At 74.1% G+C, this 15,363-nt stretch carries 12 protein-coding genes; 6 read left to right on the top strand and 6 right to left on the bottom strand.

Annotation, left to right across the window (positions count from 1 at the left end):
* A partial coding sequence (locus D6718_01825; protein ID RMG48448.1) for a hypothetical protein occupies nt 1-285 on the top strand: 285 nt, incomplete at its 5' end.
* Nucleotides 286-1,264: 979 nt separating this feature from the next.
* Nucleotides 1,265-2,755 carry a peptidase M48 gene (locus tag D6718_01820; protein ID RMG48447.1) on the top strand — a complete coding sequence of 497 codons (1,491 nt, stop codon included), beginning with the start codon at nt 1,265-1,267 and terminating at the stop codon, nt 2,753-2,755.
* Nucleotides 2,756-2,776: 21 nt separating this feature from the next.
* Here D6718_01820 and D6718_01815 read toward each other — a convergent pair whose 3' ends face one another.
* From D6718_01815 to D6718_01805, 3 genes are read right to left on the bottom strand one after another with little or no spacing between them, the layout of a single operon-like run.
* Entirely contained in the window at nt 2,777-3,193 is a 417-nt protein-coding gene (locus D6718_01815; GenBank protein RMG48449.1) for a nucleoside-diphosphate kinase, read from the bottom strand.
* Nucleotides 3,194-3,197: 4 nt separating this feature from the next.
* Nucleotides 3,198-4,088 (bottom strand): succinate--CoA ligase subunit alpha, encoded by an 891-nt coding sequence (gene sucD / locus D6718_01810; protein RMG48446.1) that lies wholly within the window; start codon nt 4,086-4,088, stop codon nt 3,198-3,200.
* Nucleotides 4,085-5,251, bottom strand: a complete 1,167-nt coding sequence (locus tag D6718_01805; protein RMG48445.1) for an ADP-forming succinate--CoA ligase subunit beta — start codon at nt 5,249-5,251, stop codon at nt 4,085-4,087. The genes sucD and D6718_01805 overlap by 4 nt, the downstream gene beginning before the upstream one ends.
* Between D6718_01805 and dacB the strand changes: the two genes are divergently transcribed.
* On the top strand, nt 5,240-6,817 hold the full coding sequence (gene dacB, locus D6718_01800) for a D-alanyl-D-alanine carboxypeptidase/D-alanyl-D-alanine-endopeptidase (GenBank protein ID RMG48444.1): 1,578 nt from the start codon (nt 5,240-5,242) through the stop codon (nt 6,815-6,817). The genes D6718_01805 and dacB overlap by 12 nt on opposite strands.
* Nucleotides 6,818-6,824: 7 nt before the next feature.
* Here dacB and D6718_01795 read toward each other — a convergent pair whose 3' ends face one another.
* The 3 genes from D6718_01795 to D6718_01785 all read right to left on the bottom strand — a co-directional run bounded on the left by D6718_01795 (nt 6,825) and on the right by D6718_01785 (nt 12,901).
* Entirely contained in the window at nt 6,825-9,479 is a 2,655-nt protein-coding gene (locus D6718_01795; GenBank protein RMG48443.1) for a hypothetical protein, read from the bottom strand.
* Nucleotides 9,480-9,486: 7 nt separating this feature from the next.
* Entirely contained in the window at nt 9,487-11,598 is a 2,112-nt protein-coding gene (locus D6718_01790; protein RMG48442.1) for a hypothetical protein, read from the bottom strand.
* Nucleotides 11,599-11,695: 97 nt separating this feature from the next.
* Entirely contained in the window at nt 11,696-12,901 is a 1,206-nt protein-coding gene (locus tag D6718_01785; protein ID RMG48441.1) for an isocitrate/isopropylmalate dehydrogenase family protein, read from the bottom strand.
* 196 nt (nt 12,902-13,097) lie between these two features.
* Here D6718_01785 and aroF point away from each other — a divergent pair, with 196 nt between their 5' ends.
* The 3 genes from aroF to D6718_01770 all read left to right on the top strand — a co-directional run.
* Complete coding sequence (gene aroF, locus D6718_01780) at nt 13,098-14,096, top strand: 3-deoxy-7-phosphoheptulonate synthase (protein RMG48440.1); 999 nt, start codon at nt 13,098-13,100, stop codon at nt 14,094-14,096.
* 41 nt (nt 14,097-14,137) lie between these two features.
* Nucleotides 14,138-14,821: a bifunctional demethylmenaquinone methyltransferase/2-methoxy-6-polyprenyl-1,4-benzoquinol methylase UbiE gene (gene ubiE, locus D6718_01775; protein RMG48439.1), complete on the top strand. Its 684-nt coding sequence runs from the start codon at nt 14,138-14,140 to the stop codon at nt 14,819-14,821.
* Nucleotides 14,818-15,363 (top strand): hypothetical protein (locus D6718_01770; GenBank protein RMG48438.1); only part of this gene is annotated, 546 nt, incomplete at its 3' end. The genes ubiE and D6718_01770, both read left to right, overlap by 4 nt.

The following is a 15,363-nucleotide window of genomic DNA, read 5'->3' as shown; positions in this document are numbered from 1 at the left end:
TGGGATCCGATCACCAACACCGCCTGCGCGGCCGTGTACGACGCCTCGGCCGGCGACCTCGGCCCGCTCCACACCAACGGCATGTGGACCGGCCAGCGCTGCATCGAGGACGACGACGCGACCGACACCACCGCGACCGACACGGCGGCCGACCCGGCGCCGGGTGCCGGCTACTGGTACCTGACGCGGCAGGGCGGCACGACGCTCGACTGCAACTACGATCCGGCGAACCAGCAGGGGCTCGCTGGGTCGCGGACCAGCGCGGACATCAACGCCTGTCCGTAACCTCGCCGGATCGCAACGGCACTCGCGGGGCCGGCCTTCGGGCCGGCCCCGCTTTTTTGCGCTCTTCCTCGCGGGAGGCATGCGCGAGGGGCGCAGCGGCACCGCTGAACAACGCTGTCGCTCATTGGCCACACCCGGGTGCCGATCCGGCGGCGGCTCCCTTTGGCGGCCGCTCTCGCCCGGATCCGTGTCCCGAAGGGTGCGGCTGCGGGGGTTCGCTGTCGCGGGATCGCGGTTCGGAGTCGACTCGCGGCCGGAAGGTTCTCTTCGGCTCGGGGACCGCGCCCGGGAGCCCCCCGGTACCCGTCCCGGCGGTGACCGGAAGGCTCCCGCCAGGGCCGCGGCTCGCGGTGTCCGCGGAGCCTCGGCCCGCGGCGGGCCCGATCGTGTTCCGCTCCCTTCCCCTGTCCCGGGCCGACCGTGTCCCGGCCCCCGCTCCTGTGCCGGGATCGATCGTGCCCGGCCCTTCGACGGTACCCAGGCCTCCCGTGAACGAGGAGCGCGCCCGGCGGCACCCGCGGCGCCCCCGCGCCGGGATCGCAGCCCCTGACGGCGCCGGGCCGGCCGCCAGGCCGGGGGGCCCACGGCCCGACGGTCGCTCCGCCACGGGATCCGCGGGCCGATCGGACGCTATGCAAGAACCGCGCAGGCGCTCGCCGGGCCGCCGGTCCGCAAGGCGCGCTCGCATCCACGCGCCGTCCCGCGCGCTCGCCGCGCCCCGAGGCGCGCGGCGAGCGTAAGGGCCATCCTGCGCGGGTCGCGCTCGGAGATCCGCCCACCGGCACCGCTCCGCTAGAATCGGGAGGTGCTTCCTCGATGGTGCGTAACGCCGCCTAAGTCGATGTACGACGCACACTTTCCCCCGATCCCCGGTCATCGATCCACTCGCGACCGCAACCTCCGTACATCCTGCGAGTTCGGCGGCCCAACGCACCATTGCGGATGCACCTCGCTAGAATCGCGCGAGGAGGGACGTCCCATGGCGTGGCGACGGTACGGACCGGTCGCGGGCGTCGCGCTGCTCCTCGCCGTCCTACCCGCCTGCGTGACGAACCCGGCGACCGGCCGCCACCAGTTGATCCTCTTCTCCTCCCGCCAGGAGGTTGCGCTCGGCCGCCAGGCCGACCCCGAGATCCGGGCGGAGTACGGTGTCTACCCCGACCCGGCACTCGGCGGTTTCGTCGCGGAGGTCGGGGCGCGGATCGCCTCCGCTTCGGACCGGCCCGATCTCCCCTACAGCTTCACCATCCTGGACAGTCCCGTCGTGAACGCCTTCGCGCTTCCGGGCGGCCCGGTGTACGTGACGCGCGGCCTGCTGGCGCACGCGCGGGACGAGGCCGAACTCGCCGGGGTGCTGGCCCACGAGGTCGGCCACGTCGTCGGGCGGCACGGCGCCGAGCAGATGTCGCGCGCTCGCCTGGCGGGGTTGGGCCTCGAGGCGCTGACCCTCGCGCGGCCGGGCCTGAGCCGCGCCGCCGGGCTGCTCGGCGCCGGGGCGCGCCTGCTGCTCCTCAAGTTCGGCCGCGATGCCGAGCGGGAGGCCGATGCGCTCGGCGTCCGCTACCTGGCCGCCGCCGGCTACGATCCGTTCGGCCTACCCCGGTTCCTGGGCGTCCTCGACCGGCTCGAGCAGGAGCGCGGCCGCCTGCTTCCGGCGTGGCTGTCGACCCACCCCGATCCCGGAGAGCGCGCCGCGGTGACGCGGCGGGCCGCCGCGCGTCTCGCCCCCCCGGAGGGCTCGTCCGCCGGACAGCCGGTCCGCCGGGAGGAGGGCTACCTCCGGCGCCTGTCCGGACTCGTCTGGGGCGAAGACCCCCGGCAGGGCTTCGTTCGCGGTTCGACCTTCCACCACCCGGCGCTGCGGTTCCGGATCGACTTCCCGCCCGGCTGGTCCGTCCAGAACAGCGCCCGCCTGGTGGCGGCCGCCGACGATCCCCGGGCGCCGCGCGGCCAGATCGTGCTCACGCAGGTCGCCCCCGACGCGGAGGGCGCCTCGAGTCCCGAGGCGCGGGTCGCGGCGCTGGCCCGCCGGAACCCGGAGCTGCGCTTCGAGCGGGAGGGCGACCGCGTCAACGGCCTGCCCGCCTGGGCGGGCCGGATCGTCGCGCCGGGTCGGGACGGAGGTCCGCCGGTGACGGCGCTGGCGCTGTGGGTCCTGCACGGCGGCCGACTGTACCGGATCCTCGGGAGGTGGGATCCCGCCGCCCCCGCCCGCGAAAGGGCCATCGCCGCCTCCCTCGCCTCCTTCCGGCCGGAGACCGATCCGGACGTGCTCGGCATCGAGCCGGCCGTCCTGTCGGTCGAGCCGGCCCGAGAGGGGCAGACGATCGCCGCCCTCTGCGCGGCGCGCCGCGATCTCGCCGAGGACTGCGAGACGATCGCGCGTCTCAACCGGCGGGCGCCGGGGGCGACGCTCGCCGGCGGCGAGCTCCTCGTCTTGCCGGTCCGCGGCCGCGCGAGCGCCCGCTGAAGACGCCCGGTTCCGAACCGGTCAGAGGGCGCGGCCGGGGAACATGTAGGCGATCTCGAAGGCCGCCGTCTCCGGACCGTCGGATCCGTGGAAGCCGTTGGCCTGGATGTCGGTCCCGAATCGGGCCCGGAGGGTCCCCGGAGCCGCTTTCGCCGGGTCGGTCGCGCCGAGGATCCGGCGCCACACGGCGATCGCGTCCTCGCCCTCCAGGACCATCACCGCGATCGGTCCGGACGACATGAAATCGGTGAGGGAGTCGAAGAACGGCCGCTCCCGGTGGACGGCGTAGAATCCCTCCGCCTGGCGCTTGGACAGCCACAGGGTCTCGACGGCGACCACCGAAAGGCCGGCTTCGGCCGCCGCCGCGAGCGCCGGACCGAGCGCGTTCTTCCGCATCGCGTCCGGCTTGACGATCGCCAACGTCCGCTCCCTCGCCATCGGATCACCGCCCTCCCGCGGGCGCCGCACCGACTAGCCGGGCGACCGTCTCGCCGATCTCCGCCGGCGAATCCACCACGGTGACGCCCGCCTCGCGGAGCGCCCGCTTCTTCTCGGCGGCCGTGCCCTTGCCGCCGCTGATGATCGCCCCGGCGTGGCCCATGCGCCGGCCCGGGGGCGCCGTGGCCCCCGCGATGAAGGCGACGAGCGGCTTCGTCATGTGCTCCCGCGCCCACGCGGCCGCCTCCTCCTCGGCGGTCCCGCCGATCTCCCCGATGAGCACCACCGCCTCGGTCTGCGGATCCTCTTCGAAGAGCGGGAGCAGCGAGGTGAAGGGCGAGCCGATGATCGGATCGCCTCCGATGCCGATGCAGGTCGACTGCCCGAGCCCGCGGCGGGTGAGCTGGTCGACCGCCTCGTAGGTCAGCGTTCCGGACCGCGAGAGGACGCCGATCGTCCCGGGGCGGTGGATCTCGGCGGGCATGATGCCGATCTTGCACCGGCCGGGCGTGATGATGCCGGGGCAGTTGGGTCCGATGAGACGGGTCCGGCTGCGCGCGAGCGCGTTCTTGACGCGCAGCATGTCGAGCACCGGGATCCCCTCGGTGATCGCGACGACGAGCGGGATCTCCGCGGCCACCGCCTCGAGGATCGCGTCGGCGGCGAAGCGCGCCGGCACGAACACGACCGACGCGTTCGCCCCGGTCCGCTCCACCGCCTCCTGAACGGTGTCGAACACCGGGACGCCCTCGTGGACGGTGCCCCCCTTCCCCGGCGTGACGCCCGCCACCACTCGCGTCCCCGCGGCGATCATCTGGCGGGTGTGGAACGTTCCCTCGGAGCCGGTCATCCCCTGGACGAGGACCCGCGTCCCCGCGTCGACCAGGACGCTCATCGCGCACCTCCCGCGGCGGCGACGACGGCGCGCGCCGCTTCGTCCAGCGCCTCGGCGACCTCCAACTCGAGCCCGGAGTCGGCGAGGAGCTTCCGCGCCTCGGCGGCGTTCGTCCCCTGGAGCCGGACGACGAGCGGAACGGTCAGCTCCACCTCGCGGGCGGCGTCGACGATCCCCTGGGCCACGCGGTCGCAGCGGACGATCCCGCCGAAGATGTTCACCAGCACCGCGCGGACGTCCGGATCCCGCAGCAGGATCCTGAAGGCCTTCGCCACCGCTTCCTTCGACGCGCCGCCCCCGACGTCGAGGAAGTTCGCGGGGCGCGCGCCGGCGAGGTCGATGATGTCCATCGTCGCCATCGCGAGCCCCGCTCCGTTCACCATGCAGCCGACCGAGCCGTCGAGCTTGATGTAGTTCAGGCCCGCCTCGGAGGCCTCCACCTCCAGCGGATCCTCCTCCCCCGGATCGCGCATGGCGGCGATCTCCTCGTGGCGGTACAGCGCGTTGTCGTCGAAGTTGAGCTTGGCGTCGAGCGCGAACAGGCTGCCGTCCGGCGTCGTCACCAGGGGGTTGATCTCGATCAACGAGGCGTCCGTCTCCTCGAAGCAGCGGACCAGCGCCCGGAGCATGCCGTCGAAGGCGCGGACCTGGCGCGCGTCCAGGCCGAGACCGAAGCCGAGCCTGCGGCCGAGCCAGCCCTGGTATCCGGTGACCGGATCGACGTGGAGCTTGAGCAGCTTCTCGGGGGACTCCGCGGCCACCTTCTCGATCTCGACGCCGCCCTCCGCGGAGGCCATCACCAGGATCTTCGCCTGGGCCCGGTCGACGAGCAGCGAAAGGTAGTACTCGTGCGCGATGTCGAGCGCACGCGTCACGTAGACCTTGCGGACCACGCGGCCCTGCAGCCCGGTCTGGGGGGTGACCAGCGCCCGTCCCAGCATGCCCGCCGCGGCGCGCTCGGCCTCTTCGGGGCCGTCGGCCAGCTTGACGCCGCCCGCCTTGCCGCGCCCCCCGGCGTGAATCTGGGCCTTGACGACGACGCGCCCCCCCAGCGCCTCGGCGGCGGCGCGGGCCTCCTCCGGCGTGGTCGCCACCCGCCCCTCCGGAACCGGGACGCCGAAGCGCGCGAGAATCTCCTTGGCCTGGTACTCGTGGACGTTCACCGTCTGACCTCCCGGCCGCTGGCGGTGCCCGAGATCGGCCGCGGCCGCTACGCGCGCCGCCTCGGCGGCGCGCGGGACGGACAAGGGGCGCATCCTAGCAGCCGCCCCTCCGTCCCGCGAGGCCGTATCATCGGACCGATGTCACCGGCCGGCCTCGTCCTCGCTCTCCTCGCCGCCGCTCCGTCGGCCTCGCCGCTCCCTCCCGCCGTGGCCCGGGAGGTGCGTTCGGCGGAGGCAAGGCACCTCGCCGTGGGGCTCGCCGCGCGATTCCCCGGGGGACCGGTGCTGGCCCGGTATCGCGCGGCGGCGCCGATGAGGCCGGCGTCGGTGATGAAGCTGCTCACCGCCGCCTGCGCGCTCGAGCGGCTCGGTCCCGCCTACCGGTTCGACACCGAGTTCGTCGCCCGCGGCACGCCCGATGCCGGCGGCACGCTGCACGGCCCCCTCTGGGCCGTCGGCGGCGGCGACCCGCTGCTGCGCGCGGAAGATCTGTGGGCCGCGCTCCGCGAGCTGCGCGCCCTCGGGCTGCGCCGGATCGAGGGTCCCCTCGTCGGCGACGCCGGAAGGCTCGAGGCGGCGGGACGTCCTCCTTCCTGGCCGGCGGAGCGCGCTCCCGACCCCTACGACGCCGAGCAGGGCGCCCTCTCGCTCGCGTGGAACTCCGTCGAGGCGATCGTCCGCCCGGCAGGCCGGCGCGGGGCGCCCGCCGCCGTCGGCCTCTTCCCCGTGCGCGCCGGGATCGAGGTCGTGAACTCCGTGCGCACGGCGGACGCGACCCGCATCGAGGTCTCCGTGACCCGCCGGCCCGACGGGCGCGCGCGGCTCGCCCTGCGCGGGACCATCGGTCTCGGCTCCCCGCCGTTCCGGCGCTGGGTCCGGCTCGAGGATCCGGCCGCCGCCTTCCTCGCGGCCGCGGCCGAACTGGCCCCGGCGGCCGGGATCGAGCTCGCCGGGGGGGTGGACCGCGGAACGGCGCCGCCCGACGCCCGTCCGCTGGGACGGCGCGCGAGCCCCGACCTCGCCACCGTGATCCGCGCGCTCCTGAAGCACTCCTTGAACGGGGCGGCGGAAACGGTGCTCCGGGGCCTCGCGGCGGCCGACGGCGTTCCCCGCGCCTCCACCGGCGACGGGCTCCTGCGGCTTCGCGAGTGCCTGGCCGCCTGGAAGGTGCCCCTTCGCGGCCTGGAGCTGCGGGACGGTTCGGGACTGGCGCCCTCCGACCGGCTGACCGCCGACGCGCTGGTCTCGGTCCTGCTGCGCGCCTGGGAGCGCCCGGCGTGGGGTCCGGAGCTCCTGGTCGCGCTCCCCCGCGCCGGCGAGGACGGCTCGCTCGCCGGCCGCCTGGGGGGGCTGCGCGGCCGGCTCCGGGCGAAGACGGGATCGCTGCGCGGCGTCGCCGCCCTCGCCGGTTACGCGTGGACGCGCGGCGGCCGGCCGGTCGCCTTCGCCGTGCTGGTCAACGGCGCCGCCGACCGGCCCGCCCCCACCGGCGTCGCCGACCGCCTCGCCCGCGCCATCGTCGCGGCGGCCGACGAGCTCGAGATTTCTCCGGATCCTTCCCGCTGAGCGGTCCTCAGAAGGGCAGGCCGATCGCGAACTGGAAGCGGCTCGTCGGGTCGCCCGTCTTGTACCGCACCGGCCAGCCGTAGATCAGCCGGATCGGCGCCTGGAAGACCGGAAGGTAGACGCGGAACTCGAGCCCCGCGGAGACGCGGGCATCGGCCCAATTGATGTCGACGCCGGTGTCGTAGACGCCGCCCGCATCGAGGAAACCGGCCAGGGTGGCCGTGCGCCCGAGCGGAAGCCCCAGCTCGAACTGCAGCAGCGCGCGCTTGCTTCCCCCCACGGGCTGCCGGGAAAGCACCGGCAGCCCCGTGGCGGGATCGACGTCGGGGCGGGCGTTGTCGCAGCTCCCCCGGAGCGACACGACGACCCGCTCGGGGAAGAGCGAGCGCGTTTCGAAGACCCGCGGCCCGATGACGTCGCCCCCGATGAAAAACCGCTGGAACAGCGGGACGCCGTCGACGAAGCCGGGGCAGCGCCGGATCTCCCCGAAGGCCTTGATCCATGCCAGCTCGGCGTGCAGGCCGACGAACAGCCGACGGGTGATGTGCCGGTAGAGGCTGCCCTCGATGGTCGGGCGGATGAAGTCGATGTCTCCCCCGAGAGCCCTCAGACCCACCTCCGGGCGGACGAACAGCTCCTGGCCCCGCGTCGGGCGCAGGACGTAGTCCACGTGCCGGTAGCTGAAGGCCGGGGTCAGGATCGCCAGGCGGGTGGTGAACCGGTCGAAGGTGAAGTTCTGCGTCACCCCGACGCCCGACACCGCGACCGGCAGCAGGTTGCTCGACCGCGTGCTCTCGAACCGGTAGCTCAGGCCGATCTGGCTGAAGTTTCCGATGCGCCGCCCGAATCCGATCGATCCTCCCCGCCCGGACCGGTTGAGCCGCGCGATGTTCCCGAACGAGTCCCGGGCGCGCCCGAAGTCGGAGCTGTTGTCGAAAAGCGAGAAGCTGAAGGTGATCGGCTTGCCGAGGAACCACGGTTCGAAGAAGTTGATCGACGCCTGGCTGAAGCGGCCGCCGACCGCCGCGATCAGCGAGAGCGTTTCCCCGCGGCCGAGGAAGTTCGTCGTCCGGTAGCTGGCCTGGAAGAAGCCCCCCTCGAGCTCCTGGTACCCGCCGCCGATCTGGATCTCGTTGCGCGACTGCTCCTGCCCCTCGATCGTCACGTCGACCTGCGCTTTGTCGGGGAGAGGATCCAGGCGCGGCTCCTCGCTCGGCTGCCAGAACCCGAGCTGCGCCAACCGCTGCAGCGAAAGATCCAGCGCCGTCTTGTCGAGCAGCTCGCCCTCGTAGATCAGCAGCTCCCGGCGCAGCACCTCGTCGTGGGTGGTGGTGTTGCCGGCGAACTCGATCCGCCGCACGGTGTAGGCGACGTCCTCGTCGATTTCGACGACCACGTCGGCGACCGGCTCGTCCTCGTGGCGCTCGAACCGCCGGGTGACGACGGCGTAGATGTAGCCGCGCTGCCCGTAGGCCCGCCGGATCAGCTCGAGCCCCGCCTCGATGAGGTTGTCCTGCAGCACGGAACCCTCGCGCAGCGGGATGAGCGGCCGGAGCACGGCGTCCGAGAACAGCTTGTTGCCGGAGAATCGCACCTCCCCCAGCCGGTAGACCTGGCCCTCCACTACCGGAACGGTGATGTCGACCCACGTCTTCACCCGCACGTCGAGCGGCTCGGGCTCCACCGCCGCGTTCGCGTCGGGCGGCGCTTCGCCGCGCTTCTTCGCCTTCCGGGCGAGCTTGCGGCGCCGCTTCTCCTCCCGCTTCCGCGCCTTCTCCCGGGCGCGCGCTTCCGCCTTCTCGCGGTCCTTCGTCTCCACGCGCACGATCGGCGGGCGGACGTCGGCGTCGAGGTAGCCGTGGTTGCGGTAGAACTCGAGGACGTTGTTGATGTCCTGCTGGTACTTGAGCGGGTGATACAGGTTCTTCCGCGTGAACGGCCACCACCAGTGGTAGACCTTCGTCAGCTCCAGCTGTTTCCGCAGCCGCCGGTCGGAGAACGACTCGTTGCCCGTGAAGTCGAGCGACCGGATGCGCGTCTTCCCGCCCGGGCGGATCCGGAACCGCACGGAGCGCGCCGTCGGGGAGGTCTCGCGCACCTCGGCCCGAACCTCGGCATCCAGGTAGCCGCGCTGGGCCAACAGATCCTTGATCAACCTCTCCGCCCGCCACAGCTTCCGGTAGTCGAGCGGCAACCCGACCCCCAGCTCGAAGCCATGCTCGCGGAAGTAGTCCTGGATCTGCTGCTCGTTGACCGCCTTCGTGCGATCGTAGGTGACGTCGAGGATCGTCGGCCGCTCCTCGACGTGCACGACCAGGACGGCGCCCTGCGGGGTGCAGCGGCGAAAGAACCGGAGATCGGAGAAGTACCCCAGGTCCCAGAAGCGGCGGAACTCGCGCCTGATCCGGCGCTCGTCCCACGGATCGCCCGGCTTGATCCCCAGGTCGAAGCGGACGGCGTCGGCGCTCATCCGCTCGTTGCCGGTGACCTCGACGGCGGCGATCGTCCCGCACGTGTCCGGACCCGTTGCCGTCTCGGCGGGGACCGGCCGCGCCCGCGCGGCCGTCGCCGAAGCGGTGGCGATCGCCAGGATCAACCAGTGGAGCCGGCGGGATGCGCCCATCGCGGGCGTGAGCGTAACAAGGAACGCCCGGGGCCGCATCCGACGCTCAGCGTGCCTGCGGGATGGCCGCCGTCCGGGCGAGGTGGTCGGTGAGCAGGTCGGACAGGACCCGGTGTTCGCGGGCGACGCGGCCGCCGAGCGGCTGCACCTCCCCTTCGAGGAGACCCTCGACGAAGAAGAGCCTCTCCCTTCCCTCGGGGTCGCGCACCAGCTTCCAGGGGCCCCGCCGGACGGCCTGCAGCCGCCTTCCGGAGGGGTCGGGCGCCGAGGAGAGGTAGACCGGCGCCGGTCTTCTTTCCCGGCGCTGTGCCTCTCCCGCGAGGAGGTACCGCGACAGGTCTTCCCCTTCCCACGCCGATCCCCCGGCCAGGCCGGCCAGGCCGAGCAGCGTCGGCGCGACGTCCACCAGCGAGCAGGGTCCGGGGACCACCGCGCCGCCGGCGGGACCCGCGGTGGCGACGATCCAGGGAACGCGCAGGACTCCCTCCGGCACGCCCGGTCCCGGTTCGAACCACGCGCCCCGTTCGCCCAGCGCCACCCCGTGCTCGGCCGTGACCGCGACGATCGTCCGGTGCGCCTCGCCCCGGAGTTCCACCGCCCGCAGCAACGTCCCCAGTGCCGCGTCGGCCCGCGCCACCGCCCGCTCGTACCCGGAGAGCCAGTGCGCCAGCGGCTCCTCCCGGAACCGGTCGGGGGCCCAGGCCGGCAGCCGCGGGAGCGGATCGTCGAGCCGGGCTCCTCCCCCGGTCCGGAACCAGGCGCCGACGGTCGCGCGGCTCACCTCGTCCGGAGGCGCCGCCGGGGCGGGGCGGCTCGGGTCGGCCAGCTCGACCCACGCGAACCACGGCGTCCGCGGCAGGCGCTCGAGCCAGGACACGAACGCCGCCGCGGTGCGTTCCGCCGCGCGGATCGACCGGGGGGGCGGCCCGGCGAGTCGCAGCCATGGCTGGACGGTCGCCAGCCGCCCGAAGCGGTCGCGCCATCCGGAGGCGTCGTCGTAGGCGTCGAACAAACCGCCCAGCGCCGAGCCCCGGCCGTCCAGCTCCCGCGCCGACACGAACGCTGCGGTGGCGTAGCCGTGCGCCGCCAGGAGGGCCGGCAGCGCTTCCGGCGGGTAGGGCGGGAAGGGCCGCTGCGGACCGATGCCGTGGCTCGCCGGGTAGCTGCCGGTGAGGACCGATGCCGCCGCGGCCAGCGTCTCGGTGGTCGGCGACAGCGTCTCGTCGAGGATCGCCCCCCGGGCGGCGAGGGCGGCCAGGTTCGGCGTCCAGCCGCTTCCCTCCCCTCCGGTTCCCGCCACGTCCGAACGCAGACCGGTCACCGTGACGAGCAGGATGTTGGGGTGTCCGGTCTCACCGGCGAGGCGCGCGGAGACGCCCGGTCCCAGCGAGGCGACGCCGGCGATGCCCACCAGCGAGGCGAGCGTCCCTCCGGCGATGACCGCCAGCCCCCAGCGCCCGCGCCGCGCGCGGAGCACCGCCGCGGGGAGGAGAAGGAAGATCACCGCGGCGGCGAGCACGAACGTCCCGGTCACTGCGAGCAGGACGCCCGGCGTGTGGAACGCGCGCGGCCCCGGCGGCGCCTGCCGGATCCATGCGGCGGCCGCGACCCACAGGAAGGCCAGCGTGACCCGCCCCACCCCGTATCGCCCGGGCCGCCGCCACCCGGCGGCGCGGACCGCGGCGAACGCGATCGGGCCCAGCAGCGCCCCCGCCGCGGCCCCGAGCGCGGTTCCCCCCGCGCCGGCGAGCGCCAGCGCCGACACGGCTTCGCCGAGGGACGGCGGGGGCGGCGGCTCGGTGAGGAGCAGGTGCAGGGCATCCGGGCCGGCGGCCGAAAGACCCAGGCCGGCGCCGAGGAGGGCGCCGGCGCGCGCCGCCGAGAGCGGCCTCGCGGGCGCGTCCCGCGGCGCGAGCCCCTGCCGGGCGAAGAAGCGGACGATCGCCGCCTCCAGACCGCTCCGGCGCGACGAGGCGAGCAACCGGAGCGCGGCCGACACGGCGAACCCGAGGAGGGGATTGCCGACCCGCCGCAGGCCGACGGCCAGACCGGCGAACTCCAGGCGCGTGCCGCCGGTGCCGATCACGACGACGAGCGCCAGCCCGAAGAGGACGAGGCCCGCGTTCGCCGCCCTCGCCGCGAACCGGCGCGCTCTCATCGTCCGGCCGCGCGCAGCGGACGCCGTCCTGGGCGCGCAGGGAGCATGGTCAGGCCGATTCTAGCGCGGGTGCGCCGGATCCCGGCCGGCGGCGCGCTCAGCGGGGCGACGGCGTCAGCTCGCGGTGACGCGCTTCGAGCTCCGGGTCGCGCAGCGTCTGCATGACGTACTCGGCAAACTCGTGTCCCGTCGCTCCGGTGTCGCGCCCGGTGACGACGACCTTCCGCTCGTACTGGCCGCAGATGTCGAGCGCCATCTCCAGGCGCCGCTGCCGCTCCGGGTAACCGATGTGTCCGAGCAGCATCGCCGCGGCGCGGATCATGCTGCTCGGGTCGGCGTACTTCGCGCGCCCTTCCTTGACCATCCGCGGGGCGCTCCCGTGGATCGCCTCGAACATCGCGTACCGCTTGCCAATGTTCGCGCTGCCCGCCGTGCCGACGCCGCCCTGGAACTCCGCCGCCTCGTCGGTGAGGATGTCGCCGTAGAGGTTGGGGAGGATCAACACCTGGAAGCCGGTCCGCCGCTTCTCGTCGACCAGCTTGGCGGTCATGATGTCGATGTACCAGTCGTCCGTCTCGATGTCCGGGTACTCCTCGGCGACCCGGTAGCAGGCGCGGAGGAAGCGGCCGTCCGTGGCCTTGACGACGTTCGCCTTGGTGACGATCGTCACCCGCTTCTTCCCGTTGCGGCGGGCGTAGTCGAAGGCGAGCCGCGCGATGCGCTCGGCGGCCGGCTCGGTGATCAGCCGGAAGTCGATGGAGATGTCGTCGTCGACATCGAGCCCTTCGGAGCCGAGGGCATAGACGTCCTCGGTGTTCTCCCGGAAGAACGTCCAATCGATCCCGCGTTCGGGGACGCGCACCGGCCGGACGTTGGCGAACAGGTCGAGCTCCTTGCGCATCGCCACGTTCGCGCTCTCGATGTTGGGCCAGGGATCGCCCTTCCGCGGGGTCGTGGTCGGGCCCTTGAGCGTGACGTGGCAGCGGCGGATCTCCTCCAACACGTCGTCCGGGATCGGCTTGCCGACCTCCGCGCGGCGCTCGATGGTGAGGCCCTCGATGGTCCGCAGCTCGATCTTTCCCGACGCGATCTCGTCGGCGAGGATCTCCCGCAGCACCCACTCCGCCTCCGCGGCGATGGTCGGGCCGATCCCGTCCCCGCCGATGATGCCGACCACGATCGGCGAGACCTTCGTGTAGTCGATCCAGTCCTGCTCCGACTTGATCCCCTCGACGCGCTCGAGCTGCCTTTCGAGCAGCGCGCCGAAATGCGCTTTCGCCCTCTCGATCGCCTCTGAAGCCACGTTGCCTCCCTGGGATCGGCCCGCGCCGCCCGTCGCGGCGTCGGGCGCGCGCCGGCCGCCCCACGCGATCCCTCGGGCCGGCGCCGCCTCGGAAAGCGCGGATTATATCGCCGCGCCGGGACGGCCGCCCGCAGGTGGTGAGCGCGGGCTCCGCCGGTGGTATCGTTTTCCCCCTTTTCCGGAGGCGGCCGACGCCATGCTGGTACGCGTGTGCCCCGGGGCCGATCCAGATGCGGTCCGGCACTCCCTCGAAGCTCTGGGCCTGTGGGTGACCCGGTACGACGAGCGGGGCGGGGAGACCGTGCTGTTCCGCGTCGGGCCGCACTCGCGCCGCGTCGAGCCGGAGGCGGTGCGCCGCTTGCCGGGCGTCGCGGGAATCGCCGAACCGCCGTCGCCCCACCCGCTGGTCGACCGCCATCCCGCCTCGGTCGAGGTGGGTGGCGTGCCGATCGGTGCCGGCGCGCCTCCCGTCCTGATGGCCGGACCGTGCGCGGTGGAGTCTCCCGAGCAGATCGATCGCGCGGCGGCCCGGGTCGCGGCCGCGGGGGCGGCGTTCCTGAGGGGAGGGGCCTTCAAGCCGAGGAGCTCGCCGTACTCCTTCGAGGGATGGGGGACGCGAGCGCTCGGGTGGCTCTCGGAGGCGGCCCGCCGGCACGGCCTGCGGGTGGTCACCGAGGCGCTCTCCGAAGCCGACGTCGACGCGGTGGCCGAGCACGCCGATCTCGTCCAGATCGGATCGCGGAACATGCAGAACATGGCGCTGCTGCGGCGGGCCGCCTCGTGCGGGCGGCCGATCCTCCTCAAGCGCGGGATGGCTGCCGGCATCCGGGACTGGCTCCTCGCCGCCGAGCACCTGCTGGCCCACGGGGCGCCCGCGGTCGTGTTCTGCGAGCGCGGCATCCGCGGATTCGACGAGAGCACCCGGAACCTGCTCGATCTCGGGGCGGTGGCGTTGCTGGCGGAGGTGCACCGTCTGCCGGTGGTCGTCGACCCGAGTCACGCGCTCGGCCGCCGCGACCTGATCCGGCCGCTGGCGCGGGCCGCTCTCGCCGCCGGGGCCCACGGCCTCCTCGTCGAAACGCACGACGCGCCGGAAGGAGCGCTCAGCGACGCCCCGCAGGCGCTGCCGCCGGAGGAGTTCGCGGCCCTGGCATCCGAGGTCACGGCGTCGGGCCGCGCGGGAGCGGCGCGTTGAGTGCCGGCCTGCCCTCCGACGCGCCACCCGGCAGCGGCGCGATGTTCGACAGGATCGCGCCGCGTTACGACCTGCTGAACCGGATCATGTCGCTCGGCCGCGACCGGGCGTGGCGGCGGCGCGCCATCGACGCTCTCGAGCTTTCTCCCGGCGCCCGTCTGCTCGACCTGGCCACGGGCACGGGGGATCTCGCGCTCGAGGCGCTCGCGCGGCATCCCCGGATCGAGGTGGTCGGCCTCGACCCATCGCCCCGGATGCTGGCCCTGGCCGCGGCAAAGGCGCGCCGCGCCGGAGCGGCGGGGAGCTTGCGCCTGCTCCGGGGAGACGCGCAGGCGCTGCCCTTCGCGGCCGCGCGGTTCGACGCCGCGGCGATGGCCTTCGGCATCCGCAACGTTCCCGACCGGGAGCGGGCCCTGAGGGAGATCGCACGGGTCCTCCGGCCCGGCGGCCGGCTGGCGGTGCTCGAACTCGGATCGCCGCGGGGGCGCTGGGCGGGAGCCGCCGCGCGCGCCTACATCCGCAGCGTCGTCCCTCGCCTCGGCGCGCTGCTGTCCCGAGCTCCCGAGTACCGCTATCTCGAGCGCTCGATCGCCGCGTTTCCCGCCCCCGAGAGTTTCTCCCGCACGATCCGGGAGTGCGGTTTCGAGAGCGTGCAGGTCCGGCCCCTGGCACTCGGCGCGTGCCATCTCTACCGCGCGCTCCGCTCCCGGGAGGGCTCGCCGTGAGCGGGCTGTCCGCTCCGCCGCCCGATCCGGCCCGGGATCTGATCCGCGCGATCACCGGCCGGCCGGCCGGGCGCGTTTTTCTCGCCCTCCCCACGGAGCCGTGCGATCCCGCCCGCTGGCTCGCCGTCGCCGGCCCGGACGCGGTCCTGTGGGCCCCTCCGGAGGGACCGCAGTTCGCGGGGTGGGGGCCGGGGATCTTCTTCCCGGCCGGCCCCGCCGGAGCGGATCCGGCGGGTCTCGCCGGGCGGGCGGCCAGGGAGCTCGAGCGGATCACCGCCGTCGATCCCGGACGCGGCGGGGCGCCCGGACCGGTGGCGCTCGGTGGCCTCGCCTTCGATCCCGGCGTTCCGCGCGATCCTCGGTGGCGCCCGTTCGGAGCGGGGTTCTTCCGGATCCCGCGCTGGATCTACCGCCGGGAGGGGGACCGCGCCTGGCTCGGGCTGCTGTTGCGCCTTCCAGCCGGGCAGTCGGCCGCCGGCGAGCTGGCCAAGCTGGAGCGTCTCGCCCGGACCGGCCCTCCCCCCGCCGGCACCGCCGAGTTC

Source organism: Acidobacteriota bacterium (assembly GCA_003696075.1).
Lineage (GTDB): Bacteria > Acidobacteriota > Polarisedimenticolia > J045 > J045 > J045.
Note: the sequence above shows the minus strand (reverse complement) of the source record. Positions and strands in the feature narration are given on the sequence as shown.

Excerpts from the sequence above, each read along its gene's own strand:
- D6718_01820 (RMG48447.1), top strand. The coding sequence starts at position 1,265 with ATGGCGTGGCGACGGTACGGACCGGTCGCGGGCGTCGCGCTGCTCCTC.
- D6718_01815 (RMG48449.1), bottom strand. The coding sequence starts at position 3,193 with ATGGCGAGGGAGCGGACGTTGGCGATCGTCAAGCCGGACGCGATGCGG.
- sucD (RMG48446.1), bottom strand. The coding sequence starts at position 4,088 with ATGAGCGTCCTGGTCGACGCGGGGACGCGGGTCCTCGTCCAGGGGATG.
- D6718_01795 (RMG48443.1), bottom strand. The coding sequence starts at position 9,479 with ATGCGGCCCCGGGCGTTCCTTGTTACGCTCACGCCCGCGATGGGCGCA.
- D6718_01790 (RMG48442.1), bottom strand. The coding sequence starts at position 11,598 with ATGAGAGCGCGCCGGTTCGCGGCGAGGGCGGCGAACGCGGGCCTCGTC.
- aroF (RMG48440.1), top strand. The coding sequence starts at position 13,098 with ATGCTGGTACGCGTGTGCCCCGGGGCCGATCCAGATGCGGTCCGGCAC.
- ubiE (RMG48439.1), top strand. The coding sequence starts at position 14,138 with ATGTTCGACAGGATCGCGCCGCGTTACGACCTGCTGAACCGGATCATG.